The sequence below is a fragment of the Klebsiella sp. D-Nf1 genome (genome assembly GCF_002810515.1).
Taxonomy (GTDB): domain Bacteria; phylum Pseudomonadota; class Gammaproteobacteria; order Enterobacterales; family Enterobacteriaceae; genus Klebsiella; species Klebsiella variicola.
Map to the genome: position 1 here is coordinate 1,747,493 of NZ_PIOK01000001.1, position 26,107 is coordinate 1,773,599.

Annotated in this window: 23 protein-coding genes and 1 pseudogene; 12 read left to right on the forward strand and 12 right to left on the reverse strand. The window is 60.1% G+C overall.

Translation table 11 applies throughout. The annotated features are described in order from the left end of the window. Together CWM54_RS08575 and CWM54_RS08580 are read left to right on the forward strand one after the other, a co-directional pair. Window positions 1-963, forward strand: a complete 963-nt coding sequence (locus CWM54_RS08575) for a carbohydrate kinase family protein (protein WP_100696747.1) — start codon at window positions 1-3, stop codon at window positions 961-963. Next, a complete protein-coding gene (locus CWM54_RS08580; RefSeq protein WP_008804321.1) occupies window positions 950-2,035 on the forward strand; it encodes an ABC transporter ATP-binding protein in 1,086 nt (361 codons plus the stop codon). Before CWM54_RS08575 ends, CWM54_RS08580 begins: the two co-directional genes overlap by 14 nt. A 61-nt stretch (window positions 2,036-2,096) precedes the next feature. Here the strand turns inward: CWM54_RS08580 and CWM54_RS08585 are convergent, their stop codons facing one another. The 5 genes from CWM54_RS08585 to CWM54_RS08605 all read right to left on the reverse strand — a co-directional run bounded on the left by CWM54_RS08585 (window position 2,097) and on the right by CWM54_RS08605 (window position 7,131). Then, window positions 2,097-2,843: a proteasome-type protease gene (locus tag CWM54_RS08585; RefSeq protein WP_100696749.1), complete on the reverse strand. Its 747-nt coding sequence runs from the start codon at window positions 2,841-2,843 to the stop codon at window positions 2,097-2,099. A 16-nt stretch (window positions 2,844-2,859) separates the two neighbouring features. After that, on the reverse strand, window positions 2,860-3,675 hold the full coding sequence (locus tag CWM54_RS08590) for a transglutaminase family protein (protein WP_100696751.1): 816 nt from the start codon (window positions 3,673-3,675) through the stop codon (window positions 2,860-2,862). Continuing rightward, complete coding sequence (locus CWM54_RS08595) at window positions 3,672-4,601, reverse strand: alpha-E domain-containing protein (RefSeq protein ID WP_061154153.1); 930 nt, start codon at window positions 4,599-4,601, stop codon at window positions 3,672-3,674. The genes CWM54_RS08590 and CWM54_RS08595 overlap by 4 nt, the downstream gene beginning before the upstream one ends. After that, complete coding sequence (locus tag CWM54_RS08600; protein WP_004180417.1) at window positions 4,595-6,034, reverse strand: circularly permuted type 2 ATP-grasp protein; 1,440 nt, start codon at window positions 6,032-6,034, stop codon at window positions 4,595-4,597. Before CWM54_RS08600 ends, CWM54_RS08595 begins: the two co-directional genes overlap by 7 nt. 182 nt (window positions 6,035-6,216) lie before the next feature. Beyond that, the gene (locus CWM54_RS08605; RefSeq protein ID WP_100696753.1) at window positions 6,217-7,131 is read right to left on the reverse strand and encodes an alpha/beta hydrolase; all 915 of its coding nucleotides are present in this window, start codon (window positions 7,129-7,131) and stop codon (window positions 6,217-6,219) included. Between the two features lie 197 nt (window positions 7,132-7,328). Between CWM54_RS08605 and CWM54_RS08610 the strand changes: the two genes are divergently transcribed. The 4 genes from CWM54_RS08610 to CWM54_RS08625 all read left to right on the forward strand — a co-directional run bounded on the left by CWM54_RS08610 (window position 7,329) and on the right by CWM54_RS08625 (window position 13,312). Further along, entirely contained in the window at window positions 7,329-9,062 is a 1,734-nt protein-coding gene (locus CWM54_RS08610) for an alpha,alpha-trehalase (RefSeq protein WP_100696755.1), read from the forward strand. Window positions 9,063-9,322: 260 nt separating this feature from the next. Continuing rightward, complete coding sequence (locus CWM54_RS08615; protein ID WP_008804316.1) at window positions 9,323-11,443, forward strand: TonB-dependent siderophore receptor; 2,121 nt, start codon at window positions 9,323-9,325, stop codon at window positions 11,441-11,443. A 180-nt stretch (window positions 11,444-11,623) separates the two neighbouring features. Then, on the forward strand, window positions 11,624-12,475 hold the full coding sequence (locus CWM54_RS08620; RefSeq protein WP_100681153.1) for a hypothetical protein: 852 nt from the start codon (window positions 11,624-11,626) through the stop codon (window positions 12,473-12,475). Window positions 12,476-12,499: 24 nt separating this feature from the next. Then, on the forward strand, window positions 12,500-13,312 hold the full coding sequence (locus tag CWM54_RS08625; protein WP_227521611.1) for a TIGR04222 domain-containing membrane protein: 813 nt from the start codon (window positions 12,500-12,502) through the stop codon (window positions 13,310-13,312). A gap of 48 nt (window positions 13,313-13,360) precedes the next feature. On the opposite strand, the gene emtA is transcribed toward CWM54_RS08625, so the two are convergent. Beyond that, on the reverse strand, window positions 13,361-13,972 hold the full coding sequence (emtA, locus tag CWM54_RS08630) for a membrane-bound lytic murein transglycosylase EmtA (protein WP_008804313.1): 612 nt from the start codon (window positions 13,970-13,972) through the stop codon (window positions 13,361-13,363). A 175-nt stretch (window positions 13,973-14,147) separates the two neighbouring features. On the opposite strand from emtA, the gene ldcA reads away from it, so the two are divergent. Both ldcA and CWM54_RS08640 read left to right on the forward strand, forming a co-directional pair. Then, window positions 14,148-15,062, forward strand: a complete 915-nt coding sequence (ldcA, locus tag CWM54_RS08635) for a muramoyltetrapeptide carboxypeptidase (protein ID WP_100696757.1) — start codon at window positions 14,148-14,150, stop codon at window positions 15,060-15,062. A gap of 92 nt (window positions 15,063-15,154) precedes the next feature. Continuing rightward, window positions 15,155-16,888, forward strand: coding sequence for a potassium/proton antiporter (locus CWM54_RS08640; RefSeq protein ID WP_008804311.1), 1,734 nt, complete (start codon window positions 15,155-15,157; stop codon window positions 16,886-16,888). Between the two features lie 16 nt (window positions 16,889-16,904). Here CWM54_RS08640 and dadX read toward each other — a convergent pair whose 3' ends face one another. From dadX to CWM54_RS29490, 3 genes and pseudogenes are all read right to left on the reverse strand, one after another. Beyond that, a complete protein-coding gene (gene dadX, locus CWM54_RS08645) occupies window positions 16,905-17,975 on the reverse strand; it encodes a catabolic alanine racemase DadX (protein WP_100696759.1) in 1,071 nt (356 codons plus the stop codon). A 9-nt stretch (window positions 17,976-17,984) separates the two neighbouring features. Next, window positions 17,985-19,283 carry a D-amino acid dehydrogenase gene (locus CWM54_RS08650; RefSeq protein ID WP_100681192.1) on the reverse strand — a complete coding sequence of 433 codons (1,299 nt, stop codon included), beginning with the start codon at window positions 19,281-19,283 and terminating at the stop codon, window positions 17,985-17,987. Window positions 19,284-19,438: 155 nt separating this feature from the next. Continuing rightward, window positions 19,439-19,516, reverse strand: a pseudogene (locus CWM54_RS29490) (hypothetical protein); the annotation flags it as partial. Window positions 19,517-19,604: 88 nt separating this feature from the next. Here CWM54_RS29490 and CWM54_RS08655 point away from each other — a divergent pair. Next, the gene (locus tag CWM54_RS08655; protein WP_004203310.1) at window positions 19,605-21,137 is read left to right on the forward strand and encodes a SpoVR family protein; all 1,533 of its coding nucleotides are present in this window, start codon (window positions 19,605-19,607) and stop codon (window positions 21,135-21,137) included. 74 nt (window positions 21,138-21,211) lie between these two features. Here CWM54_RS08655 and fadR read toward each other — a convergent pair whose 3' ends face one another. Beyond that, complete coding sequence (fadR, locus tag CWM54_RS08660; RefSeq protein WP_012541278.1) at window positions 21,212-21,931, reverse strand: fatty acid metabolism transcriptional regulator FadR; 720 nt, start codon at window positions 21,929-21,931, stop codon at window positions 21,212-21,214. 248 nt (window positions 21,932-22,179) lie between these two features. On the opposite strand from fadR, the gene nhaB reads away from it, so the two are divergent. From nhaB to CWM54_RS08675, 3 genes are all read left to right on the forward strand, one after another. Next, complete coding sequence (gene nhaB, locus CWM54_RS08665; protein ID WP_100696761.1) at window positions 22,180-23,730, forward strand: sodium/proton antiporter NhaB; 1,551 nt, start codon at window positions 22,180-22,182, stop codon at window positions 23,728-23,730. A gap of 128 nt (window positions 23,731-23,858) precedes the next feature. After that, window positions 23,859-24,389 (forward strand): disulfide bond formation protein DsbB, encoded by a 531-nt coding sequence (gene dsbB / locus CWM54_RS08670; RefSeq protein WP_061154144.1) that lies wholly within the window; start codon window positions 23,859-23,861, stop codon window positions 24,387-24,389. Between the two features lie 152 nt (window positions 24,390-24,541). Next, a complete protein-coding gene (locus CWM54_RS08675; RefSeq protein ID WP_022065914.1) occupies window positions 24,542-24,886 on the forward strand; it encodes a DUF1971 domain-containing protein in 345 nt (114 codons plus the stop codon). Between the two features lie 8 nt (window positions 24,887-24,894). On the opposite strand, the gene CWM54_RS08680 is transcribed toward CWM54_RS08675, so the two are convergent. Both CWM54_RS08680 and CWM54_RS08685 read right to left on the reverse strand, forming a co-directional pair. Next, window positions 24,895-25,341: a YcgN family cysteine cluster protein gene (locus CWM54_RS08680; RefSeq protein ID WP_100696763.1), complete on the reverse strand. Its 447-nt coding sequence runs from the start codon at window positions 25,339-25,341 to the stop codon at window positions 24,895-24,897. A 94-nt stretch (window positions 25,342-25,435) separates the two neighbouring features. Next, entirely contained in the window at window positions 25,436-26,095 is a 660-nt protein-coding gene (locus tag CWM54_RS08685) for a fumarylacetoacetate hydrolase family protein (protein ID WP_012967776.1), read from the reverse strand. Between the last annotated feature and the right edge of the window lie 12 nt (window positions 26,096-26,107).

Below are 26,107 nucleotides of genomic sequence, written 5' to 3' on the forward strand. Positions count from 1 at the left end.
ATGGATAACACCAGGACACCTGTGCTCTATATCGTGGGCAATTACAATATTGATTTAGTGATGGGACCCCTGACCCACTGGCCTGCCCAGGGGACTGAGATGATGCTCGAGCACAGCGCGCTGCGGCCCGGCGGCTCTGCCGGCAACTGCGCGCTGGCCGCCGCCGCCATGCAGCTTCCGCACTGCGCGGTCGGCTGTCAGGGCGACGACGCGTTTACTCCGTGGCTGGCGGCACAGTTTCCCGGCGGCAGCGCACGCTGGCCGCAGTATCCCTGTGAAACCTCGCTGACGGTGGCGATCACCCATCCCAACAAAGAGCGCTCCTTCCTCAGCAACCACGGACATATTACCCGCCTGACCGCCGGGGATGTGCTGAGCCAGCTGCCGGCCGCCGCTGGCGAGGGCGATATCGTGTTGCTCTGCGGTACCTTTCTCTGTACCGGGCTGCTATCCGACTATCCGCAGCTGCTCGCCACGCTCCGCCAGCGCGGGTTTACCCTTGCCGTCGATACCGGCTGGCCGCCTCAGGGCTGGAGCGACCCGCTGCGTCATGAGGTCGACCGCTGGCTGGGCGACTGCGACTGGCTGTTGCTCAACGACGTTGAAACCCTGCAGCTGGCCGGCCACCCGACCCTCGCCGAAGCCGCCGCAGCCCTGGCGGCACGGCTCAGCGGCCGCGGCGGGTGCGTGGTAAAGCGCGGCGCCGACGGCGCGGACTGCTGGACGACCGACGGCCATCACCATGCGCCGACCCGGCCAGTCACCGTGATCGATACCATCGGCGCTGGCGACAGCTTTAACGCAGGATTCCTTGCCGCGCTGCTGAGCGGTAAACCTGCGGCAGCCGCGCTGCGCTGGGGAAATACCGTCGCCGCGCAGGCGATCGGCACCTCCCCGCGCCGCTATCCCGACTGGCATACCCTGCAACATCACCTTGAGGAGGCCACCGATGGCCAGTGTTGAACTGATCGATGTCGCCAAGCGCTACGGCAAACAGACGGTGCTCCAGCCGCTGGACCTCACCATCCCCGATGGCAGCTTTACCGTGCTGGTGGGCCCTTCCGGCTGCGGCAAGTCGACCCTGCTGCGCCTGCTGGCCGGTCTCGAAACGCTTTCCGGCGGCACCATTCTGATGAACAAGCGGCCGGTCAACGATCTGGATCCGGCCGACCGCGATGTGGCGATGGTCTTTCAGAGCTACGCGCTCTACCCCCACCTGACGGTGGCGGAAAATCTCGCCTTTCATATGCAGGTCAAAAAGGTGGATAAGCAGTTACAGAAAAGCAAAGTGCAGCAGGTCGCCAGCCTGCTGGGGATAGATAAACTGCTGGCTCGCTATCCGCGTGCGCTCTCCGGCGGCCAGCGCCAGCGGGTGGCGATGGGCCGGGCCATGGTCAGAAACCCCCAGGTTTTCCTGTTCGATGAGCCGCTGTCGAACCTTGACGCCCAGCTGCGGATGGAGCTGCGCGCGGAGATCAAATCCCTTCACCAGCGCATCAATACCACTATGATCTATGTCACCCATGACCAGGTGGAGGCGATGACTCTGGCCGATCAGATTGTGGTGATGCGCGACGGGCAGATCGTCCAGCAGGGGGCGCCGCTGGCCATTTACGACCAGCCCTGCAATACCTTCGTCGCCCGCTTTATCGGCTCCCCGCCGATGAATCTCCTGCCCGGTCAGCGCGCCGTGCGCGACGGCCAGCCCGGCGTCGCCTGCGGCGCGCTGTGGTTTCCGCTGGCCGAACGCTGGCATCAGGCCGTGGCGCAGCAGGGCGATGCCCCGCTGATTGTCGGTCTGCGCCCGCAGGATATTCTGCCGGATGCGCATGGCGCGCCGGCAACGGTAAACATCATGGAGGTGACGGGGGAATCCACCCTGCTGCATCTCGACTGGCAGGGTTTTCCGGTGCATGTGCAGGTTGCCGGCAGGGTGGCGGTCGCGGCGCAGCAGACGCTGGGGCTGACTCTCCGCCGCGAAAACCTGCATCTGTTTGATGCCGCCAGCGGCGAGCGGCTGGCGGAGACGCGCTAAGGGCGAAGGGAGCCGGTCATCTTCCGTGTGGCCGGGCTCCGTGCGACGTCGAGTTCCAGGGCTACTCCTCTTCCCGCTCTGCTGGGGTCCAGGTCGGCAGCGTCTGGAAGGTGTGCAACAGCCCCTCGGACCACGCCTTGCGAATGCGGTTGAAGTAGGGATCGCTGTCGGTGATGCGATGCTGCCCGGCACTGCTCAGGCTATCGCTGCGGTAGAGCAGCGTATCCAGCGGCAGGCCGACGGACAGATTACTGCGCAGCGTCGAGTCAATGGAGATCAACGCGCAGCACATCGCCTGCTCCAGCGGCGTATCGATGGTCAGCACCCGATCGATGATCGGCTTGCCGTACTTGCTTTCACCGATCTGGAAATAAGGCGTGTCGCGGGTGGCTTCAATAAAGTTGCCCTCCGGATAAATATGGAACAGACGATGGGTTTCGCCGGCGATCTGGCCGCCAAGCAGCAGGTTGCAGTTGAAGTTGGTGTTACTGCAGTTCTGCTGGTTGCTGCTGTCGCGCTGGATCACCTCCAGCAGCGTTTTACCGATCAGCATCGCGGCGTCGTAGAGGGAGGTGACCTGCATCAGATTCGGCTCCTGCTGGGTACGGATGCGCGCGCTGAGCAGGCTTATCACGCTCTGGGTGGTGGCCAGGTTGCCAGCGGATTGCAGCACCAGCACCCGTTCCCCCTCCTGATGGAAAACGTGCAGCTTTTTAAAAGTGGCAATATGGTCGACGCCCGCGTTGGTGCGGGAGTCGGAAGCAAACACCAGTCCATCCGCCAGGCACATGGCCACACAGTAGGTCATTGCGGTTTTTCCCGTATTATTGCTGCTGCGCCTGCTGGCTTTGTTCGCGCACTTCAGCGTTGGTTAACATAATCTCCCCGCCGCCGCCCAGCCGGGTGCCCCGTACCGGGCAGGCGTCGAGATAATCCAGCCCGGTCGCCAGCCGCAAATGCTGATTCAGGCGACGAGTATTATTGGTGATATCAAACGACAGCCAGCGGCCTTCGAGCCAGACTTCCGCCCAGGCGTGCATCGCCACATGCTGAGCGTTATCGCTGTAAACATAGCCGCTGACGTAGCGCGCCGGGATCTCCAGCGCGCGGCAGCAGGCCAGAAAAACATGGGTATGATCCTGGCACACTCCCTTCGCGCGGGCGAAGGCGTCGGCGGCGGAGTCCTGCACCTGGGTCGCGCCGGGGGAGTATGGCATTCTTAACAGCAGATCCGCCATCAGTTGATTCAGACTTTCTTCCGCTGCATCGGGACGATAGAGGCGCTGGGCAAACTCACGGATCGCCGTATCAGCGCGGGTTAGCGGCGTACAGCGCAGAAAAACCAGCGGCGACAGCAGCTCGGCCTCTTCATCACGCGTCTCTTCCCCTTCGTCGGCGATATCGACAATCCCGCTGGCGCGGATAGTGATCTCCTTGTGCGGGTTATCCAGCGTCAGCACATGCAGCACATTGCCCCAGCCGTCGGTGGTGGTCACCGCCGCCCCGTCCGGCAGGGTCAGCGTCCAGGCGGTGATGGTCTGCCGGCCGGTACTGCGCGGCGTCAGGCGCAGATACTGGGTGGAAAACTTCACTTCTTCATCGTAGCCATAGCGGGTGAGATGATCGATGACCAGTTTCATAAGGCCTCCAGATAGGTTTGTCTGATGCTGTCGGACAGCGCGTTAATTCTCGCCAGCAGGCCGTTAAGGGTGGTCTGCAGGTCCGCCTGCGCCAGGTCGTCGCGGGTGCTGAAGCGCAGGTCAACGTTGAGCTGATGGGCCAGGCGCAGCGGTTGATAGGAGCGATCGTTGGCGATTTTCTCCAGCTCGCCGACCAGATCGGCAATGCTGGCGCGCAGCGAACGCGGAATATCGTTACGCAGGATCAGCAGCTCCATCACCGTTTCACGACTGACCGGCTGGCGATAGAGGCTGTTGTAGGCTTCGCGGGCGCTGACCGCATTGAGCAAGGTATCCAGTCGATAGTATTCCCGCACCGGATCCGGGTCGTTGGTCAGTTGTTGATCCTTAATCAGCAGCAGCTGGGTAGTGGCAAACGCACGCTCAATCAGCGTGCCGATACCGATAAAGCTCAGCGCGTCGTTGCGCAGCAGCGTGCCAATCACCGCCCCGCGAAACAGATGCACCCGCTCTTTCACCCACTCGAAAAAGCCGTCGCTCCCCAGTTCGCCCAGCCCCTGGTGGCGCAGGGTTCGCAGCTCGATTCGGGTCGCATTAATGCTCTCCCACACTTCGGCCGACAGACTGCCGCGCACCGCGTGCGCATTGTTCCACGCCATCTCCACGCAGCTGTAAATACTGCAGGGGTTGTTGCCATCGAGGGCAAAGAAGTTGAGCAGGTTGCTCATGGTAAAACGGGCATGGCGCGCCTGAAACAGCTCGTGGGTCATCGACAAATTCAGCGGCAGCGCCAGATCCCGCGACTGCTGGCTGTGGCGGGGGATCATCGATAATTTCCAGGTCACGTCCAGTACCCGGGCGTAGCTTTCCGCCCGCTCGAGATAGCGGGCCATCCAGAACAGTTCACTCGCCGTACGACTTAGCATGATGCGTCATCCTCCATCACCCAGGTATCCTTGGTTCCGCCGCCCTGCGACGAGTTGACCACCAGCGACCCTTCGGTCAGCGCCACGCGGGTCAGGCCGCCAGGTACCAGCCGCATCTCCTGCCCGGACAGCACGTAGGGCCGTAAATCGATATGTCGCGGCGACAGACCTTCATCAACGAAGGTGGGACAGGTCGACAGCGCGAGGGTGTCCTGGGCGATATAGTTGGCCGGATTGGCCAGCAGGCGCTGGCGGAAGGCCTCTCGCTCCTCTTTGGTCGAACGCGGGCCAACCAGCATGCCGTAGCCCCCTGCGCCATGGACCTCCTTGACCACCATCAGCTCGAGGTTACTCAGCACATAGCGCAGGTCCTCTGCTTTCCGGCACTGCCAGGTGGGGATATTACTGAGGATCGGCTGTTCGCCGAGGTAAAAGCGGATCATCTCCGGAACGTACGGATAGATTGATTTGTCGTCGGCGACGCCGGTGCCGATGGCGTTGGCCAGCACTACGCCGCCGGCGCGATAGACTGACAGCAGCCCCGGTACGCCAAGCATCGAATCGGCGCGGAAGGCCAGCGGGTCGAGCCAGGCGTCATCGATGCGGCGATAAATCACATCCACCCGCCGCGGCCCCTCGGTGGTCCGCATATACACCGCGCCGTTCTTAATGAACAGGTCGGCGCTCTCCACCAGCTCGACCCCCATCTGCTGCGCCAGGAAGCTGTGCTCGAAGTAGGCGCTGTTGAAGCGCCCCGGGGTCATCACCACGACGCAAGGGTCATCCACCAGCGAGCTTTCGCGCAGGGTCTGCAGGAGATAGCTCGGGTAGCGCTCCACCGGCGCAATGTGATGCTGTTCGAACATCTCCGGATAGAGGCGCATCATCATCTTACGGTTTTCGAGCATGTAGGAGACGCCGGATGGCGTACGCAGGTTATCCTCCAGCACGTAGTATTGACCGTCGTTATTGCGCACCATATCGACGCCGGTGATATGGGCATAGGTGTTGTTTGGCAGGTTGATGCCCTGCATGCACGGCTGATACTGCTCGTTGGCCAGCACCTGCTCGGCCGGGATCAGCCCCGCGCGCAGGATATTCTGCTCATGATAGATGTCATAGAGGAAGGCGTTCAGCGCTTTCACCCGCTGGCGAATACCGCGGTCAATGCGCTGCCACTCCCCGGCGGGTATGATCCGCGGCACACTATCAAACGGGATCAGCCGCTCGGTTCCCTCATCCTCGCCGTACACGTTAAAGGTGATGCCGATACGGTGAAAAAGCAGTTCCGCTTGCGCTTTTTTCTGCCGGATAGAGAATTGATCAGTGTTGCGAAACCATTGCCACCAGGCATTATAGTGCGGCCGCTGTTCACCCTGCGCGGTCAGCATCTCGTCATAATAATGCCCGTCAGGTAGCGTAATTTTAATCATGGCTATCCCCTCCGGTTGTACTCACTTTGTGGTAATCCCGGTAAGAGATAAGCATTAATTATGCCAGGTCCTCTGCCGCCGCGGCGTTGTGCAAATCTGTTCTGACCCGCCGTCTGGTTGTGCAAAAAATCGCCAGAACAGCCGCCCGCGCCCGGCTGCGGTTGCACCGTCGTGAGGCAGCGCTACGATTTTTGCGCCATCGTGGACGCCAGCGCCTTCAGCCAGGCGGCATAGGCCGTGGGCCAGGCGGTCGTCGGCGTTCCCGGGCGCCCCATACCAAAGCCATGGCCACCGCGGGTATAGCGGAAAAGCTGCACAGGAACCTGATGCTGGCGGCAGGCGTCAGCCATCAACAGCGTATTGTGCGGATCGGAAATCGGATCGTCCTGCGCCTGTACCAGAAAACAGGGCGGTGTGGCCGTTGTCACCCAGGTTTGTACCGACCAGGCGCGGTCGGCCGCCTCGCTCGCCTGCGGCCCCACCAGCAGACGATGGGTCGCCGTATGGCTCCAGGGCGGCAGGAGCGTGATCACCGGATAGATCAGCGCGGCGCCGTCGGCGGTGGCGGGCTGGTGGTCCAGCGCATCCTCCGGCGGGTAGCTGGTAAACGCCGGCCGACAGGCAGCCATCCCCAGCAGATGTCCCCCCGCCGAAAAACCGAGCACGCTGACCTGCGATTCCCGGGCGCGGATCAGTCGCAGAGCTCGCTGCGCATCCTGCAGCGGCGCTAGTGCACCGGCCTGCCAGCCCTCCCCCGGCAAGCGGTAGCTCAGGACATAGGCGGTATAGCCGTGCGCCGTCAGCCAGTGCGCCGCAGGCCAGGCCTCACTGCCCATCTCGATCCGCTGGTATCCGCCGCCGGCCGCCACCAGCACCCCGTGGCCAGTGGCCCGGGCGGGTTGCCAGACCGTCAGCACAGGACGAGCGATATGGCTCAGCGCGCCGCGGGCGGATAACCGAGACTCTCCCCCCGGCCCGCCTCCGCCCGGCGGTTGATCCGGCCACAGCGGCAGCGTCAGCGCCGGAGCAGTGGCCGCCGCGCCCCGCGCCGCAGACAGCGCGGCGGCGCTGAACAGCAGAAATTGACGTCGATTCATGACTGGCTCCCGGGCGCGTTGGCTTGCCTGTAAGCCTAACCGCTTTGCTGGCGGTTGTATCAGAAAACCTGACAGGTAAATCCTCTGTTTTCGCGCAAAATGTTACCCCTGACACGCGCAGCGGCAGATATTCGTCTAAGGTTTCTGGATGGCCAAACGTCGTGGCCCGCAGTCGATAATGATAAGGAGAACTCCCCATGACGAGTACTGATGCACATCGTCCCGCTGCTTTGCCCTGTTCCCTGCGCCTGGCGATTGGCGGCGCCCTGCTCGCTCTGATGAGCCTGAATGTCCAGGCGGAAGACGGCAAAACCGCGCCGCCCCCCTCGCCGGATATTCTGCTGGGCCCGTTGTTCAATGATGTCCAGAGCGCGAAGCTCTTTGCCGATCAAAAAACCTTCGCCGACGCGATCCCTAACAGCGATCCGCTGATGATCCTTGCCGATTACCGGATGCAGAAAAACCAGGCCAGCTTTGACCTGCGCCACTTCGTCGAGCTGAACTTCACGCTGCCGAAAGAAAATGACACCTATGTGCCGCCCAAAGGGCAAACCCTGCGTCAACATATCGATGGCCTGTGGCCGGTCCTGACCCGCAGCACTGTCGAGGTGGAAAAATGGGACTCGCTGCTGCCGCTGCCTAAGCCCTACGTGGTCCCCGGAGGACGCTTTCGCGAAGTCTATTACTGGGACAGCTATTTCACCATGCTGGGTCTTGCCGAAAGCGGTCACTGGGATAAAGTCGAAGATATGGTCGCCAACTTCGCCGCGGAAATTGACACCTGGGGCCATATCCCCAACGGCAACCGCACCTATTACCTCAGCCGTTCGCAGCCCCCCTTCTTCTCCTTTATGGTGAGCCTGCTGGCGACGCACGATGGCGACCAGGTGCTGAAAACCTACCAGCCGCAGCTGGAGAAGGAGTATCGCTACTGGATGGCCGGGGCGGACGCGCTGGCCCCCGGCAGCGCCGACAAACGGGCGGTGCGGATGGCGGACGGCGCGCTGCTCAACCGCTACTGGGACGATAACGACACCCCGCGCCCCGAGTCCTGGCTTGACGACGTCAAAACCGCCAAGAGCAACCCGAATCGTCCGGCAACCGAGATCTATCGCGACCTGCGCTCCGCCGCCGCCTCCGGCTGGGATTTCAGCTCCCGCTGGATGGATAATCCGCAGCAGCTCGCCACCATTCGCACCACCTCGATTGTCCCGGTCGATCTCAATGCCCTGATGTTCCATCTGGAGAAAACCCTCGCCCGCGCCAGCAAGGCATCCGGGGACAGCGCCGGCGCTACGCAGTACGATGCGCTGGCTAACGCCCGCCAGCAGACCATCGAGAAATACCTGTGGAATGATAAAGAGGGATGGTACGCCGATTACGATCTGAAAACCCACAAGGTGCGCAATCAGCTGACCGCGGCGGCGCTGTTCCCGCTGTACGTCAATGCGGCGTCACGCGAGCGGGCGACGAAAGTGGCCGCCGCCGCTGAGTCGCGGCTGCTCAAACCCGGCGGGCTGACCACCACCACCGTCAACAGCGGCCAGCAGTGGGACGCCCCGAACGGCTGGGCGCCGCTGCAGTGGGTGGCGGTCGAGGGCCTGCAAAACTACGGCCAACAAAAGATCGCCATGGAGGTCAGTTGGCGCTTCCTGAGCAACGTTCAGCATACCTATGACAGCAAGCAAAAGCTGGTGGAGAAGTATGACGTAAGCTCGACCGGCACCGGCGGCGGCGGCGGGGAATATCCGCTACAGGATGGCTTTGGCTGGACCAACGGCGTCACCCTGAAGATGCTGGATCTGATCTGCCCGCGGGAGAAACCCTGTGACGCCCTGCCCGCCACGCGCCCGGCGGCGGCCCCTTCCGCGCAGAGCAAGCCAGCCGCCAACGACCCCGCGCCGGCGGCAGCGCAAAAGACCGGCGCCTGACGCTTTTCCGGCCCGTCCCTCCCCCTACCAAAATCAGTAGGGGGAGTTATCTCCCTGCTGACAACGGCCCCGTGCAGCCCCGCTCTGCGGCCCGCGGGAAGCACGTCACTCCCCCCATAGCCCTGAACCGGTCACCTTTCGCTTGATCGCATAAATACAAACAATAATAATTCGCATTACTTTTTAACGAACAATGACAGATTCGTTTTTCACGCGGCGGCGTACAGGAGTACCAGACCGCGTTGGTTCAGGATGATCTTATGAACGTGGCTATTTCTCGAAAACGCCCGAGGCTGCTGTACGCCCTCGTGGTCGCCCTTCCCCTCACCGCGCAAGCCGAAGAGACGGTGGTGGTCACTGCCAGCCCGCCGGCGTCCGCCAGCGCGCCGACTGAAGGCTACAGCGCCAGCACTTCGCTCGGGGCAACGAAAACCGACCAGCCGTTAATCACCACCGCCCAGTCGGTATCGGTTGTCACCCGCCAGCAGATGGCGGACCAGGGGGCGAATACCATCAGCCAGGCGCTGGAATATACTCCGGGGGTTTACTCCAGCTTCGGCGGCGGCGCGACCCGGTTCGACGCCATCTCCCTGCGCGGCTACCACGGCGGCGACGTCGATAACCTGTTCCTCGACGGTATGCGCCTGATGAGCGACGGCGGCAGCCATAACGTTGTGCAAATCGACCCGTGGTTTATCGAACGCGTCGATGTGATCCGCGGCCCCTCCTCCGCGCTCTACGGGCAGAGCGTGCCGGGCGGCGTGGTCAACCTGACCTCCAAACGCCCGCAGTTCAGCCAGCAGGGCCACGTCCGCCTGACCGGCGGTACGCAAAATACCAAAGGCGCGGCCTTCGATTACACCGACGCCATCAACGAGCAGTGGGCATGGCGGCTGATCGGTATGACCCGCAGCAGCGACACGCAGTATGACCATACCCGCGAAGAGCGCTACGCCATTTCACCTTCCCTGCTGTGGCAGCCGGACAGCGACACCTCGCTGCTGCTGCGCGCCTATCTGCAAAAAGATCCTTCCGGCGGCTATCATGGCTCTTTGCCGCTGGACGGCACCCGCTACGCGCACAATGGTCGTAAGCTCTCCCCCAGCACCAACGAGGGCGATCCGGGAGATGGCTATCAGCGCCGCCAGCAGATCTACAGCTATGAGTTTGACCACCAGTTCACCGACGTCTGGTCGGTCTATTCCGCCGGGAGCTACACCCATACCAACGTCTCTCTCGATCAGGTCTACCAGGTCGGCTGGATAGATGACAGCGACATGCTGGCCCGCGGCTACAGCGGTTCGCGCGGTTCGCTGGACGGCTGGTCAACCGATAACCGCCTGCGCGCCGATTTCAATACTGGCGACCTGGCGCATACCCTGATCCTCGGCGCCGAATATCATCGCTTCCGCAACGATCTGTGGACCGGCGCCGGCGGTGCGGCGCCGCTAAACCCGTTTACCGGTTATACCGCGCAGACCGGGCATACCGTCACCTACAGCGATGACAATCATCGCCGCTACTACCAGACCGGGCTGTATCTGCAGGATGAGATGGTCTGGAACCGCTGGCATGTGGATGTTTCCGCACGCTACGACCGCATCGTTTCCCAGCAGGTCAGCGATACCTTCGGCACCTCAAACCGCCGTTCAGACGACCATATCAGCGGCCGTGCCTCGCTGTTGTACGCCCTGGATAATGGCCTTTCGCCTTATCTGAGCTACAGCCAGGCGATCACCCCGGCGATGCTGCCGGGCGCGGACGGCAAACCGCTGAAACCGACCACCGCCGAGCAGGTCGAAGCCGGTCTGAAGTTCCAGCCGCCGGGCAGCCGCGACCTCTATAGCATTGCAATTTACGACCTGACGCAAAAGGATGTCGCCACCCGCGACCCGAACATCGCCACCGCCACCTATATTCCGGCGGGTAAGGTCCATTCCCAGGGCGTTGAGCTGGAAGCACACCACCAGATCACCCCGCAGCTGAGTACTATCGCCTCGTATACCTGGAATCGTCTGCGCTTCCAGGACACCAGGGACGGTACCGACAACAACACGCCGCAGCTGACCCCGGATCAGATGGCCTCCTTCTGGGCGCGCTATCAGTTCCCGGCGGGGATCTCGGTGGGCGCTGGCGTCCGCTACATCGGCAAACAGTGGGCGGATGATGCCAACACCGCGCGGCTGCCGTCGGTCACGCTGATGGATGCCATGATGCGGGCCGACCTCGGCGTCTGGTCGCCAACGCTGAAAGGCGCTTATGTGCAGGTTAACGCCAACAATATCGGCGACCGCGAGTATATTTCCGGCTGCTACGGCACCGGCAACTGCTACTGGGGAGCAGAGCGCAGCGTCATGGCCACCGTGGGCTACGACTTTTAACTGACCGCAGCAATATAAGCCTCCGGCCATGACGGCGGAGGCTTTCATGAAGACTTTCCGTCTCGCTTTTATTGCTGAAATTAACTTAAAAATGCCCCCCCATTATTTCACTTGCCCCCCGCGGATGAGAAAGCTTACTATGCTGGCGCAAACCGGTTATAGCGCTCACAAGGAATAAAAGTGAACCCCGTCATTAGCTATATTGCCAATTTACATCCGTTATCATTTATGGGTTATTATGTATTATCCACCACAGTGATATATATTCTGCTGAATATAATTATTGCGAAGACCCGCCCTGCCGGAAATACCACCGCCGTTCCGGCGCCCTATTCTATCTCCCCCTCTTTTTTAGCCTGGCTACGTCATCGCGCCACCAGCGTTATTCAGCTTGCTATGTTCCGGCTGTTAAGAAAAAACTATGTCACTCTCATCTATTCTGCAGAAAATATTCAGCTCTGCGCCAATCAGCAGTATGCCGACTGCAAAATGACCTGTGTGGAAAAAATACTGTTTGAGCATTTCGCTACGCCAAAATCCAGTCACCAGGATCTGCCGCTTTCTCTGCACGTCGCTGAACAAAACCACTGGGCTACCGATCCCCACTGCAGCGGGCTGCGGCTAAGCCCAACGCACCAAACGTGGAACATGATAGTGATTGCCGCCCCCTCCCTGCTGTTAATCGCTGTGCTCGTCTGGAAAACGCTTTTTGATCATCAGGCGATAATTCACTCCAGCGTATTGAGCTGGCTGGTGATGTTTATGGTTTCCGGACTGTGGTGGCTGTGGCTATTATGCATCACCTTAAATGCCACCCGGCTCGACCGGGAGGGGATCGCTATTAATATTCTTCACCACTATATTGATACCCTGAAAGATACGCTTATTGCTGACGCAGATACCCTGACCGATGAAAACGCCGATTATTGCGTGGCGATTGGTACAACCACCCTGCTTCCCGAAAGATTTGCTGAATATGTAAAAATCATCAACCTTATTCAGTATCCCTTTTGTCTGCAGCGCCTGGATTAACGAGGGGACAGTATGTAGAATTTTATGATGCATCTGCATCCACTGCTGTTTCTCGGCGGATTTATGTTTATCGTCCCGGGTATCTATATTGCTATCGGTACGACGATCGTCCTGACACGGCCAGCGGCTCAGCCCCAGCCGCACGTGACGGAGGTCAGTCCATGGCTGCTGGCCTGGCTGACCGGAGAAGGGACCCGGGTGATTCAGCTGGCGATGTTTAGCTTACTCAGTAAAAAGTATCTGTGGATCCCGGAGGCCGGGCAGGTTTTGGCCAACGGACGCTATGCAAACCAAGAAATGAACGTCATTGAAAGAATATTGTTTGACCATTTTGAGGTGCGAAAGCCGTGTCATGAAGATCTGCCCTGCAGCCTGAGTATTGCCGGACATAACCTCTGGCAGGAACAGATAGATAGCGCGGGCTTAGCCTTAAGTCCGCTGCGCCGCGGGTGTAATATGCTGGCCATCAGCATCCCTTCGCTCGCCCTCGGCGTTATCGTTGTCAGTAAGACCTTTATCTGGCTCGACCTCACCGCTTACAGCATCTTTAGTTGCCTGCTCATGCCCACGGGTTGCGTTCTGTGGGGCGGGTTATGGATAGAAGCCATTAGCAAAACCATTCGTCTCGATATCTGCGGCATCTCACATCATGACGCCCATGCCTGCATTGACGCGTTACGAGAAGCGATAGCGCTGAAAGGCGATCAGGGGGATGACGCGACAGGCATGCTCTGCGTGGCGGTGAACGGCCCAGGATCCCTTCCCGAGCGCTACCGGGACTATAAAACGCTCATTGCGCCGATGAGCGCTATCACGTCGCTGCGTACCGAGGATTAGGCGAGTGTGAAAAGCTCACCCCGCCAGGCCTGCGGGGTGAGCGTAGGACTACATGGCGTCCAGCGCTTTCTGCAGTTTCCAGATATAGCGCGGCGCCTGCGGTGCCGGGTGTTTCTTCACCACATGCTCGAAGAACTCATCGGCGTCGAGATCGTTAATCTCATCGATGGCGTCCTGGCGATCCGACGAGAAGGTGCGCAGCAGGGCGCCGGCGCCGTTGGCATAGGAGACCACCACCGCGTAGCGCATCACCTGCGGGTCTTTGATCCCCGCCAGCGGACCGTTCTCCAGAATGCTCAGATAGGCGGCCCCCATCGAGATATTACGTTCCGGGTTTTTCAGCTCACTGACCGACGGCTCGCCGCGCCAGCCCATCCGCCGGTAGACATCGCGTCCGGAGGTCGACGGCTTGAGCTGCATCAGCCCGACGGCGCCGGATTTACTCACCACCGCAGGGTTACCGCCCGACTCGATGGCGATGATCGCCGTGATCAGCTGCGGGTCCACGCCCCAGGCGGCGCCGGCTTTTTCACTGATCGGCATCCACTGCATCGCCCGCTTCACCGGGACCTCGGGGTTCCACGGCGGATTGGTGTAATCATGTTTCGAACTACAACCGGCCAGAAAAACGACTAAAATAAGCAACCATCTCAATTTCACACATCTATCCTTATCTACCCAAACGCCATCATGCTGCAGAACGACGGCAGCGGTACGTCCCCCGCCGGCCGACAACCTGAAGGATGACGGGTGCGGACTGAAGTTAGCCACCTGGAGATGACAATCGCCATTCCAGGCGGCATCATAACCCTTTCATTCATAGCAAGGAATTATCATGTCTCAGTTTTATCTGGTCGCGCCATCGGGTTATTGCATCAACCAGCAGGCGGCAGCCCGCGGCGTCGAGCGTCTGCAGCAGGCCGGACATGAGGTGGCCCACCAGCAGGTCATTCCCCGCCGGCAGCAGCGTTTCGCCGGGACTGAACATGAACGCCTGGCCGATATTAACCAGCTTGCCCAGTTGCCCGGACGCAACCGTATCGTCCTCGCGGTGCGCGGCGGCTACGGCGCCAGCCGCCTGCTGCCGCTTATCGACTGGCAGGGACTGATTGCCCGCCAGCAGCGCGACCCGCTGCTGATTTGCGGCCACAGCGATTTCACCGCTATCCAGTCGGGCCTGCTGGCTACGGGCAACGTCATCACCTTCAGCGGGCCAATGCTCGCGGGCAACTTCGGCGCGGAGACCCTCGATCCGTTTACCGAGCACCATTTCTGGCAGGCGCTACGCCAGCCGGAATTTACCCTCGAATGGCCGGGCGAAGGGCCGAACTGCCGGGTGGAAGGCACCCTGTGGGGGGGAAATCTGGCGATGCTGACCTCGCTTATCGGCACGCCGTGGCTACCGGCGATCCGCGACGGCATCCTGGTGGTGGAGGATATCAACGAGCACCCGTTCCGCGTCGAGCGCATGCTGCTTCAGCTGTTGCATAGCGGCGTGCTGGCGGCCCAGAAAGCGGTGATCTTTGGCAGCTTCACCGGCAGCGCGCCAAACGACTATGACGCGGGGTACGATTTGCCGCAGGTCTTTGATTACCTGCGCCAGCAGCTCTCCCTGCCGTTGATTAGCGGACTGGAGTTTGGCCACGAGCAGCGCACGGTGACCCTGCCGCTGGGCGCCCGCGCGCGACTGGTGAATCAGGCTGCTACCACCACTCTGACGATCAGCGGCCACCCGGTGCTGACAGAATAAATTTCCCGGACGCATAGGCGGATCCCCTGCGAATTGTTAAAATAGTGTCACTTTTAGCCATTCTTTCACGCCAGTCAGGGAGTACGTGAACATTGGACGCCGCTGCGGTCATTAGTCTGTTTATTCTGGGTTCTGTTTTAGTAACCTGCAGTATCTTATTGAGCTCCTTTTCTTCGCGCCTTGGCATCCCGATTCTGGTCATCTTTCTGGCCATCGGGATGCTGGCAGGCATTGACGGCATCGGTGGCATCCCCTTCGACAACTACCCCTTCGCCTATATGGTGAGTAACCTGGCGCTGGCGGTGATCCTGCTGGACGGTGGGATGCGCACCCAGGCCAGCTCCTTTCGCGTCGCACTATGGCCCGCGCTATCGCTGGCGACGGTCGGGGTACTGATTACCTCGGCGCTGACCGGGATGATGGCGGCCTGGCTGTTCAAGCTGGATATGATCGAAGGCCTGCTGATCGGCGCTATTGTCGGCTCCACCGACGCCGCGGCGGTCTTCTCGCTGCTCGGCGGCAAGGGGCTCAACGAGCGCGTCGGCTCAACGCTGGAGATTGAGTCAGGCAGTAACGACCCGATGGCTGTCTTCCTGACCATCACCCTGATCGAAATGATCCAGCAGCACCAAACCGGCCTCAGCTGGATGTTCGCCGTGCATATCATTCAGCAGTTCGGCCTCGGGATCGCCATCGGCCTCGGCGGCGGCTACCTGCTGCTGCAGATGATTAACCGCATCGTGCTGCCCGCCGGGCTCTATCCGCTGCTGGCGCTGAGCGGCGGGATCATGATTTTTGCCGTCACCACCACCCTCGACGGCAGCGGTATCCTTGCCGTCTATCTCTGCGGCTTTCTGCTGGGCAACCGGCCGATCCGCAACCGACACGGCATCCTGCAGAACTTCGACGGCCTGGCGTGGCTGGCGCAGATCGCCATGTTCCTGGTGCTGGGCCTGCTGGTGACGCCATCCGACCTGCTGCCTATCGCCATCCCGGCGCTGCTGCTGTCGATGTGGATGATTTTCATTGCCCGCCCGCTGTCGGTGTTTGCCGGCCTGCTGCCGTTTCGCGGCTTTAACCTGCGCGAACGGGTGTTTATCAGCTGGGTTGGCCTGCGCGGCGCGGTGCCCATTATTCTCGCGGTATTCCCGATGATGGCCGGGCTGGACAACGCCCGTCTGTTCTTCAATGTCGCCTTCTTCGTGGTGCTGGTGTCGCTGCTGCTGCAGGGCACCTCGCTGTCGTGGGCGGCGAAGAAAGCCAAAGTGGTGGTGCCGCCCATCAGCTGGCCCATCTCCCGCGTCGGGCTGGATATTCACCCGGAAAACCCGTGGGAGCAGTTTGTCTATCAGCTGGGCGCCGATAAGTGGTGCATCGGCGCGGCGCTGCGCGATCTGCATATGCCGCCGGAGACGCGGATTGCGGCGCTGTTTCGCAACAATGCCCTGCTGCACCCCACCGGCAGCACCCGCCTGCGGGAAGGCGATATCCTGTGCGTCATTGGCCGGGAGCACGACCTGCCGGCGCTGGGAAAAATGTTCAGCCAGTCGCCGCCGGTGGCGCTCGATCAGCGCTTTTTCGGCGACTTTATTCTTGATGCCGAGGCCCGCTTCGCCGATGTGGCGCAAATCTACGGTCTCGACGGCGGAGAGGAGTTCCGCGAGCATCAGCAGTCACTCGGGGAAGTGGTGCAGCAGCTGTTGGGCGCCGCGCCGGTGGTGGGCGACCAGGTGGAGTTCGCCGGGATGGTGTGGACGGTAGCGGAAAAAGAGAACGATCACGTGCTGAAGGTCGGGGTGCGGGTCGCGGAAGACGAGGCGGAGTGATCCGCCCCGGAATAGGTTACAGGGTCACAACCGGCACCCGCGGCGCCAGGGCGCACATCAGCTCATAGCCGACGGTGCCGCAGCTGGCCGCCACGTCGTCGATTTTAATCTCTTTGCCCCACAGCTCGACCGGCGCGCCGATCCCGGCCTGCGGACAAGGCGTTAAATCAACCGCCAGCATATCCATCGATACGCGTCCAACGGTGGTGGTGCGTATGCCGTCCACCAGCACCGGCGTGCCGCTCGGCGCCACCCGCGGATAGCCGTCGGCATAGCCGCAGGCGACGATGCCGATCCGCTGCTCCTGGGTGGTGCGGTACAGGCCGCCATAGCCTATCGCCTCGCCGGGGCGCAGGTTCTGCACGCCGATGATTTCGCTGCGCAGCGTCATGACCGGCTTCAGCCCGGTGTTCGCGATGTCCTGCCACTGCCCGGAAGGCGACGCGCCATACAGCACGATGCCCGGACGCACCCAGTCAAAATGCGCTTCCGGATGCCAGAGAGTCGCCGCCGAGTTGGCCAGCGAGCGCGGGCAATCCAGCCCCTCCGCCGCCTGTTCGATACGGCGCATCGGCTCGACAATCCCCTGCGGGTTCTCCGCCTCCGCGAAGTGCGACATCAGCGTCATCTCGCCGACGTTGCTTATCGCCCGCAACTGCTGCCAGACGGTATGCACCCGCTCAGGCATAAAGCCCAGCCGGTTCATGCCGCTGTTCACCTTGAGATAGATATCCAGCGGCGCGCGCAGCTTCGCCTGCTGCAGCGCCTTAATCTGCCAGTTGCTGTGGACGCTGGTGGTTAAGCGATATTGATCGAGCACCGCCAGTTCATCGGCATGGAAGAAGCCCTCCAGCAGCAGGATCGGACCTTTCCAGCCCTGCTCGCGCAGCAGGATCGCCTCTTCCAGGTTGAGCAAGGCGAAACCATCCGCCCCGCTTAACGCACTCCATACGCGCGCCACGCCGTGGCCATAGGCATTGGCTTTGACCACCGCCCACAGGCGCGACCCGGGGGCCGCGCGACGCACTATCTGTAAATTCTGCCGCAAGGCCAGCAGGTCGATGCTGGCCACTACCGGACGGGTCATGCAAGCTCCTTAGTTGTGTGCGCCATGCAGATGCTGCGGGCGCGCCGGGGTGAAGCCGGGGCTGTAGCGGGCGACCGCCAGATCGTCGTAAGGGATCGCCGGCGTGCGCCCGGAGATCAGATCGCTGATAAGCTGCCCGGAGCCGCAGGCCATGGTCCAGCCAAGCGTGCCGTGGCCGGTGTTGAGCCACAAATTTTTATACGCCGTGCGTCCGACCACCGGCGTGCCGTCCGGCGTCATCGGCCGCAGGCCGGTCCAGAACGTCGCCTGCTCGACGTGGCCGCCGCGCGGGAACAGGTCGCGCACCACCATCTCCAGGGTTTCGCGACGCGGCTGCAGCAGCGCTTTGTTAAAACCGACGATCTCGGCCATGCCGCCGACGCGAATGCGCTGATCGAAACGGGTAATAGCGATTTTGTATGTCTCATCAAGGATAGTGGAAACCGGCGCCCCGTCCTCCTGGGCAATCGGAATGGTCAATGAGTACCCTTTCAGGGGATAGACCGGTATATCCACCAGCCCTTTAAGCATCGCCGTTGAGTAGGAGCCGAAGGCCATCACATAGGCGTCGCCCTTGATGATCTCATCGCCGCATTTCACCCCGACAATGCGATCGCCCTCCTGCAACAGGGCGTCCACTGCGGTGTTGAAGCGGAAGGTGACCCCGGCCTGTTCCGCCATCGCCGCCAGACGGGTGGTAAACAGCTGGCAGTCACCGGTTTCATCATTGGGCAGGCGCAGGCCGCCGGTCAGTTTATGGCTGACTTCCGCCAGCGCCGGCTCCACCTCCGCCAGCCGCTTCGCTTCCAGCAGCTGGTACGGCACGCCGGCGTCTTCCAGCACCGCGATGTCGCGGGTGGCATTTTCATACTGTTTGGCGGTCCGGAACAGCTGCAGCGTCCCGCCCTGACGTCCTTCATACTGAATGCCGGTGGTATCGCGCAGCGCTTTCAGGCAGTCGCGGCTGTACTCCGCCAGGCGCACCATACGGCCTTTGTTCTCCATATAGTGGCGGGTGTCGCAGTTACGCAGCATCTGCCACATCCACTTCAGCTGGAACGACGTGCCGTCAAGGCCGATCGCCAGCGGCGCATGGCGCTGAAACATCCATTTGATCGCCTTCAGCGGCACCCCTGGCGCCGCCCAGGGCGCCGCATAGCCGGGAGAAATCTGCCCGGCGTTGGCCGCGCTGGTCTCCTCCGCCGGACCGGGCTGACGGTCGATAATCGTCACCTCATGACCCGCCTGACTCAAATACCACGCGCTGGCTACCCCAACCACCCCACTTCCCAGTATGACGACACGCATAGCGACTCCGTAACAGTTAAAGAACAATCATCTAATTACAAATTGATAACTCAGTTGAAAATATTATTCAACATACGCTTTATTTATGGTGACTTAACTCACAGCAAACCGCACCAGCCCTGCGCTGCGAGATTTACGATCTCATGCTGCGCTTAATTTTTACTCAGCATTAAATTCTGCAAATAAGCGCAAAAAACGGCTTTGAGATGGGGAAATCGCGAAGAAAAGAAATTGTCTGACGATACAGTTTGCCATCCGGTGTTCTATGCTTGTTTAGAGGTTTTCCGTTCAGAGAAAACCAACAACAACGAGGGCGCGCTAATGGCTACGATTGACTCCATGAACAGGGACACCACCCGTTTAAGCGATGGACCCGACTGGACGTTCGAGTTACTGGAGACCTACCTGGCCGAAGTGGACCGGGTCGCCAAGCTCTATCGTCTTGACACCTACCCGCACCAGATCGAAGTCATTACTTCCGAGCAGATGATGGACGCCTACTCCAGCGTCGGCATGCCCATCAACTATCCTCACTGGTCGTTCGGCAAAAAATTCATTGAGACCGAGCAGGCCTATAAGCACGGTCAGCAGGGCCTGGCGTATGAGATAGTCATCAACTCTAATCCTTGTATCGCCTATCTGATGGAAGAAAACACCATCACCATGCAAGCGCTGGTCATGGCGCACGCCTGCTATGGGCATAACTCATTCTTTAAAAATAACTATCTGTTTCGCAGCTGGACCGACGCCAGCTCGATCATCGATTACCTGATCTTCGCCCGCAAATACATTACCGAGTGTGAAGAGCGCTATGGCGTCGACGAAGTGGAGAAACTGCTCGACTCCTGCCACGCGCTGATGAACTACGGCGTCGACCGCTATAAACGTCCGCAAAAAATCTCTCTGCAGGAGGAGAAAGCGCGGCAGAAAAGCCGGGAGGAGTATCTGCAAAGCCAGGTGAATATGCTGTGGCGCACCCTGCCGAAGCGCGAGGAAGAAAAAGCGATTGAGTCCGCCCGTCGCTACCCCTCCGAACCGCAGGAGAACCTGCTGTACTTTATGGAGAAGAACGCCCCACTGCTCGAATCGTGGCAGCGCGAGATCCTGCGCATCGTGCGTAAAGTCAGCCAGTATTTCTATCCGCAGAAACAGACCCAGGTGATGAACGAGGGATGGGCGACCTTCTGGCACTACACCATCCTCAACCATCTCTATGATGAAGGGAAAGTGACGGAGCGCTTTATGCTGGAGTTTCTCCACAGTCACACTAACGTGGTGTTCCAGCCGCCGTACAACAGTCCGTGGTATAGCGGGATTAACCCCTACGCGCTGGGCTTCGCCATGTTCCAGGACATCAAGCGCATCTGTCAGTCGCCCACGGAAGAGGACAAGTACTGGTTCCCGGATATCGCCGGTTCTGACTGGCTGGAAACGTTGCATTTCGCGATGCGTGATTTCAAGGACGAGAGCTTTATCAGCCAGTTCCTGTCGCCGAAGATCATGCGCGATTTCCGCTTCTTCACCGTGCTCGACGACGATCACAACAATTATCTTGAGATCTCGGCGATCCACAACGAAGAGGGCTATCGCGAGATCCGTAACAAGCTCTCGGCGCAGTATAACCTCAGCAATCTTGAGCCGAACATCCAGGTGTGGAACGTTGACCTGCGCGGCGACCGCTCGCTGACCTTGCGCTATGTGCCGCACAACCGCGTCCCACTGGACAAAGGCCGGCGCGAAGTGCTGAAACATGTGCATCGTCTGTGGGGATTCGATGTGCTGCTGGAGCAGCAGAACGCCGACGGCAGCATTGAGCTGCTGGACCGCTGCCCGGCGCGCCCGAACGCGCTATAGCATTGGGGGACGATGAAAACGACGAAGGGGGCCATTGGCCCCCTTATGTTGTTTATCGATCGCTCATATCCGGCTTAACGCATATTCATGGCTAAATCGCCGGGCAGCGATTTCTGCATCCGATGCCAGATCTCCCCGCTGTCATGGCCGTAGCGACGGACCAGCTCATACACCTGATCGTGCAGGCCGCCTTCGCACACCTTCGCCAGCTGATGATAAAAGCCCAGCGCCAGGCTGCGCGCTTCCGGGCTGGAGAAATAGTGGCGGCCGATGCGGGTATACAGCCCCTTCATGCCGTTGAGGATCAGGCCGTAAATCGGGTTGCCGGAGGCAAACGCCAGACCACGGAAAATGTTGTAATCGAGGTCGGCAAAGGCGTCGGCGTGATCTTCCACTTCCCGGGCGCTGTCCAGTACCGCCAGCGCTTTATCCGGATGCTGACGGAACGCGGTGCGAATAAAAATCGTGGAAATATTGGTGCGCACGGAGAGCAGGTTATCAATCAGCTGCGGCACGCTGTCGTGATCAAGGCGTGCCAGCGTTTCGAGGATATTCAGCCCGGAGGTCTCCCAGAAGTTATTCACTTTGGTGGGTTTGCCATGCTGAATGGTCAACCAGCCGTCACGCGCCAGACGCTGCAACACTTCACGCAGAGTGGTGCGGGTAACACCGATCAGCTCAGAAAGCTCGCGTTCAGCGGGGAGAATCGATCCAGGTGGGAAGCGGTTATTCCAGATGCTCTCAATGATATACTCTTCCGCGAAACCCGCAGGGCTCTGCGCCTTAATGACCATAATAATATTTCCATTACACATTGTTGCAATTGCACTCATCATACCAGAGCCGCTATAGCGCAGATAGCATCGCAAGTGAATTAAAAAGGGATCGCCGTTTCATTTTCCGCTTTTACTTTGCTCTTTTCCTTATCACCCGTCACCGCCGCCGCGGTGCGAAGAAAGTTGCTTCTCATTTTGCTCAACTGATACTCTTGCCAATAGTTACGCACAAAATCATGTACTAATTGACGGGGAAGGATTCTGTCGTGGAAATTTCATATGGCCGCGCACTGTGGCGCAATTTTCTTGGCCAGTCACCTGACTGGTACAAGCTGGCATTAATCATTTTCTTAATCGTAAATCCGCTGGTGTTTGCCGTGGCGCCGTTTGTCGCCGGCTGGCTGCTGGTCATCGAGTTTATCTTTACCCTCGCCATGGCGCTGAAGTGCTACCCGCTGCTGCCGGGCGGCCTGTTGGCGATTGAAGCGCTGCTGATCGGCATGACCAGCCCGGCGCATGTGCGGGAAGAGATCGCCGGCAACCTTGAAGTGCTGCTCCTGCTGATCTTCATGGTGGCGGGCATCTACTTTATGAAACAACTGCTGCTGTTCGTCTTCACGCGCCTGCTGCTGGGGATCCGCAGCAAGATGCTGCTGTCGCTGGCCTTCTGCCTGGCGGCCGCTTTCCTCTCCGCCTTTCTCGATGCGCTTACCGTGGTGGCGGTGGTGATTAGCGTCGCCGTTGGGTTCTACGGCATCTACCACCGCGTCGCTTCAGCTCGCCCTGATGATAACGATCTGCTGGACGACAGCCATATCGACCAGCACTACCGCGAGGTGCTGGAGCAGTTCCGCGGCTTTCTGCGCAGCCTGATGATGCACGCCGGCGTCGGGACCGCCCTCGGCGGAGTCATGACCATGGTAGGCGAACCGCAAAATCTGATTATCGCCAAAGCGGCGGGCTGGCATTTTGGCGAGTTCTTTATCCGCATGGCGCCCGTCACCGTGCCGGTGATGGTGTGTGGGCTGTTGACCTGCCTGCTGGTCGAAAAGTATCGCCTGTTTGGCTACGGCGAACCGCTGCCGCCCGCGGTGCGGAAGGTGCTGCAGGACTTTGACGACCGCAGCCGCGCCCAGCGCAGCCGTCAGGAGCAGTTGCGGCTGATTGCCCAGGCGGTGATTGGTGTCTGGCTGATCGTCGCCCTCGCCTTTCATCTGGCCGAAGTCGGGCTCATTGGTCTGTCGGTGATCATCCTCGCCACCACGTTTTCCGGGGTGACTGATGAGCACGCCATTGGCAAGGCGTTCACCGAGGCGCTGCCCTTCACCGCGCTGCTGACGGTGTTCTTTGCCATTGTGGCGGTGATCATCGACCAGCAGCTGTTCGCTCCGGTCATTGAATTTGTGCTGCAGGCCTCGCCGCATGCGCAGTTGTCGCTCTTTTACCTGTTTAACGGCCTGCTGTCGTCCATTTCAGATAACGTTTTTGTCGGCACGGTCTACATTAACGAAGCGAAAACCGCCCTCGAACATGGCGTTATCAGCCTGCCACAGTTTGAGATGCTGGCAGTGGCGATCAACACCGGTACCAACCTGCCGTCGGTCGCCACCCCCAACGGCCAGGCGGCATTCCTTTTCCTGCTGACCTCCGCGCTGGCGCCGCTGATCCGACTCTCCTATGGCCGCATGGTGTGGATGGCGCTGCCCTACACCATCGTACTGACGCTGGTCGGCCTGCTGTGCGTCGAGTTCACCTTGATGCCGGTCACCAACTGGCTGCTGGCGCACGGCTGGGTGACCACGCCCACGCTGCCCTGACCCGATCCTGGCCCGGGTCCATCCGGGCCATTCAATAACCCGTTACGTAATATTTTCTGCCGGGCCGCTGGCGTCGGTTCGGTTTTCGTTTACACTGCCATGATTTAGCATCTTCCAGGGAAATGATTATGTTGCAATATTTAAACCAGTGCTCAAGGGGACGCGGTGCCTGGCTCCTGATGGCATTGACCGCTTTTATTCTCGAACTCGTTGCGCTGTGGTTCCAGCATGTGATGCTGCTGCAGCCGTGTGTGATGTGTATTTACGAACGCTGTGCCCTGCTCGGCATCATGGGCGCGGGGCTGGTGGGCGCCATCGCGCCTAAAACGCCGCTGCGCTATGTCGCGCTGCTGATCTGGCTATACAGCGCGATTCGCGGGCTGCAGCTGGCGTGGGAGCATACGATGATCCAGCTGCACCCTTCGCCGTTCCAGACCTGCGATTTCGCCGCCCGCTTCCCGACCTGGCTGCCGCTGGATAAATGGCTGCCGCAGATGTTTGTTGCCTCAGGCGACTGTTCGGTACGTCAGTGGCAATTTCTGTCACTGGAGATGCCGCAATGGCTGGTCGGTATTTTTGCTGCCTATCTGGTGGTCGCCATCCTGGTGATCATTGCTCAGCCAGTCAAAATCAAAAAACGCGATCTGTTTGGCCGCTAAGTCGCTGCGTGTACCGCACACAATGAAACGCCCTGCGGGGCGTTTTTTTTTATGTCTGCTGCGCATCGTTGCATCGTTTCCTGCCTGTGGTTGACCACAGCCCCTAAAAGATGCATATTAAATACATCTTTTACAACTCCACAGGAGCTCACATGTCATCTTTACTGATCCCCGCAGACTGGAAAGTTAAACGCTCCACCCCGTTCTTTACTAAAGAGAACGTCCCCGCCGCCCTGCTGAGCCATCACAACACCGCGGCCGGCGTCTTCGGTCAGCTGTGCGTCATGGAGGGAACGGTCACCTATTACGGTTTTGCCGATGAGCAGGCGACGGAGCCGGAAAAAAAAGTGGTCATTCATGCCGGACAGTTTGCCACCAGTCCGCCGCAGTACTGGCACCGCGTCGAACTCAGTGACGACGCCCGCTTCAATATTCACTTCTGGGTGGCCGAAGAAACCGACGGTGAAAACGGGCTGTTTCACGCGAAGAAAGCGTGACCCGGCGCTTAGCGCGCCCTGTCAGGCAGATTGAGGATATGGTCCTGCCAGTCGACGACGGTGGACTCGGGCACCGCAATATGGCGAACGGAGATGCGTTCACCGTGCATTGCCGCTTTTGAACCGGTCAACAGCGGATGCCAGGCCGGCAGCGGTTTGCCCTCCGCCAGCAGGCGATAGGCGCAGGTCGGCGGCAGCCATTCGAAGGTTGGCAGGTTTTCGCGGGTAAGCTTGATGCAGTCCGGCTCGTACTCGAAGCGACGCTCATAGTTACGGCACTGGCAGGTTTTGATATTGAGCTGACGGCAGGCAACGTTGGTGAAGTAGATTTCATCGGTGTCTTCATCCATCAGCTTGTGCAGGCAGCACTGGCCGCAACCATCACACAGCGATTCCCACTCCGCGTCGGTCATTTCATCCAGTGTTTTTTGTTGCCAGAAAGGTTGTTCGCTCATCGGAGTGTCCGTCGTTGCCAGTTAAGGGTGCACCTTATAACCAGTCTGGCACGCCGATGCAAGTTTTGCCGCCCCAAAAGGCGGCAAGCAACGCTTACAGCACGCGGGTGGTGAGCGACAGGCCGTTGAAGCCAACTTCCAGTTCGTCACCGCTGTGCAGCGGCCCCACCCCTTCCGGGGTGCCGGTGAGGATCACATCCCCGGCTTTGAGGGTAAAGAAGCGCGACATATAGGCAATCAGCGGCACAATCTTATGGATCATGTCGGCTGTGGTTCCCTGCTGGCGCACTTCGCCATTAATCTTCAGGCTTAACGGCGTATTCTGCGGGTCGCCGTGGAACTCAGCGGCCGGGATAAAGCCGGAGATCGGGCTGGCGTTATCGAAGCCTTTCGCCTTCTCCCACGGCTGCCCGGCCTTTTTCATCTTAGCCTGCAGGTCGCGCAGGGTGAGATCCAGCGCGACGCCATAGCCAGCGATCCCTTTCTGCACATGCTCTTCCGTCGCCTGACGCAGCGTACTGCCGATCAGCACCGCCAGCTCGACTTCGTGGTGCACTGAGCCCAGCCCTTCAGGAAGCACCAACGGCTGACGGAGATCGCACAGCGCGGTCTCAGGTTTAATAAACAGCACCGGCTCTTCCGGCGTCGCACTGCCCATTTCCTTGATGTGTTTCGCATAATTACTGCCGACGCAAACCACTTTGCTTACTGGATAATCCAGAAGCGCACCCTGCCAGTTATGATGTTGGTACATTATTTCCCCTCG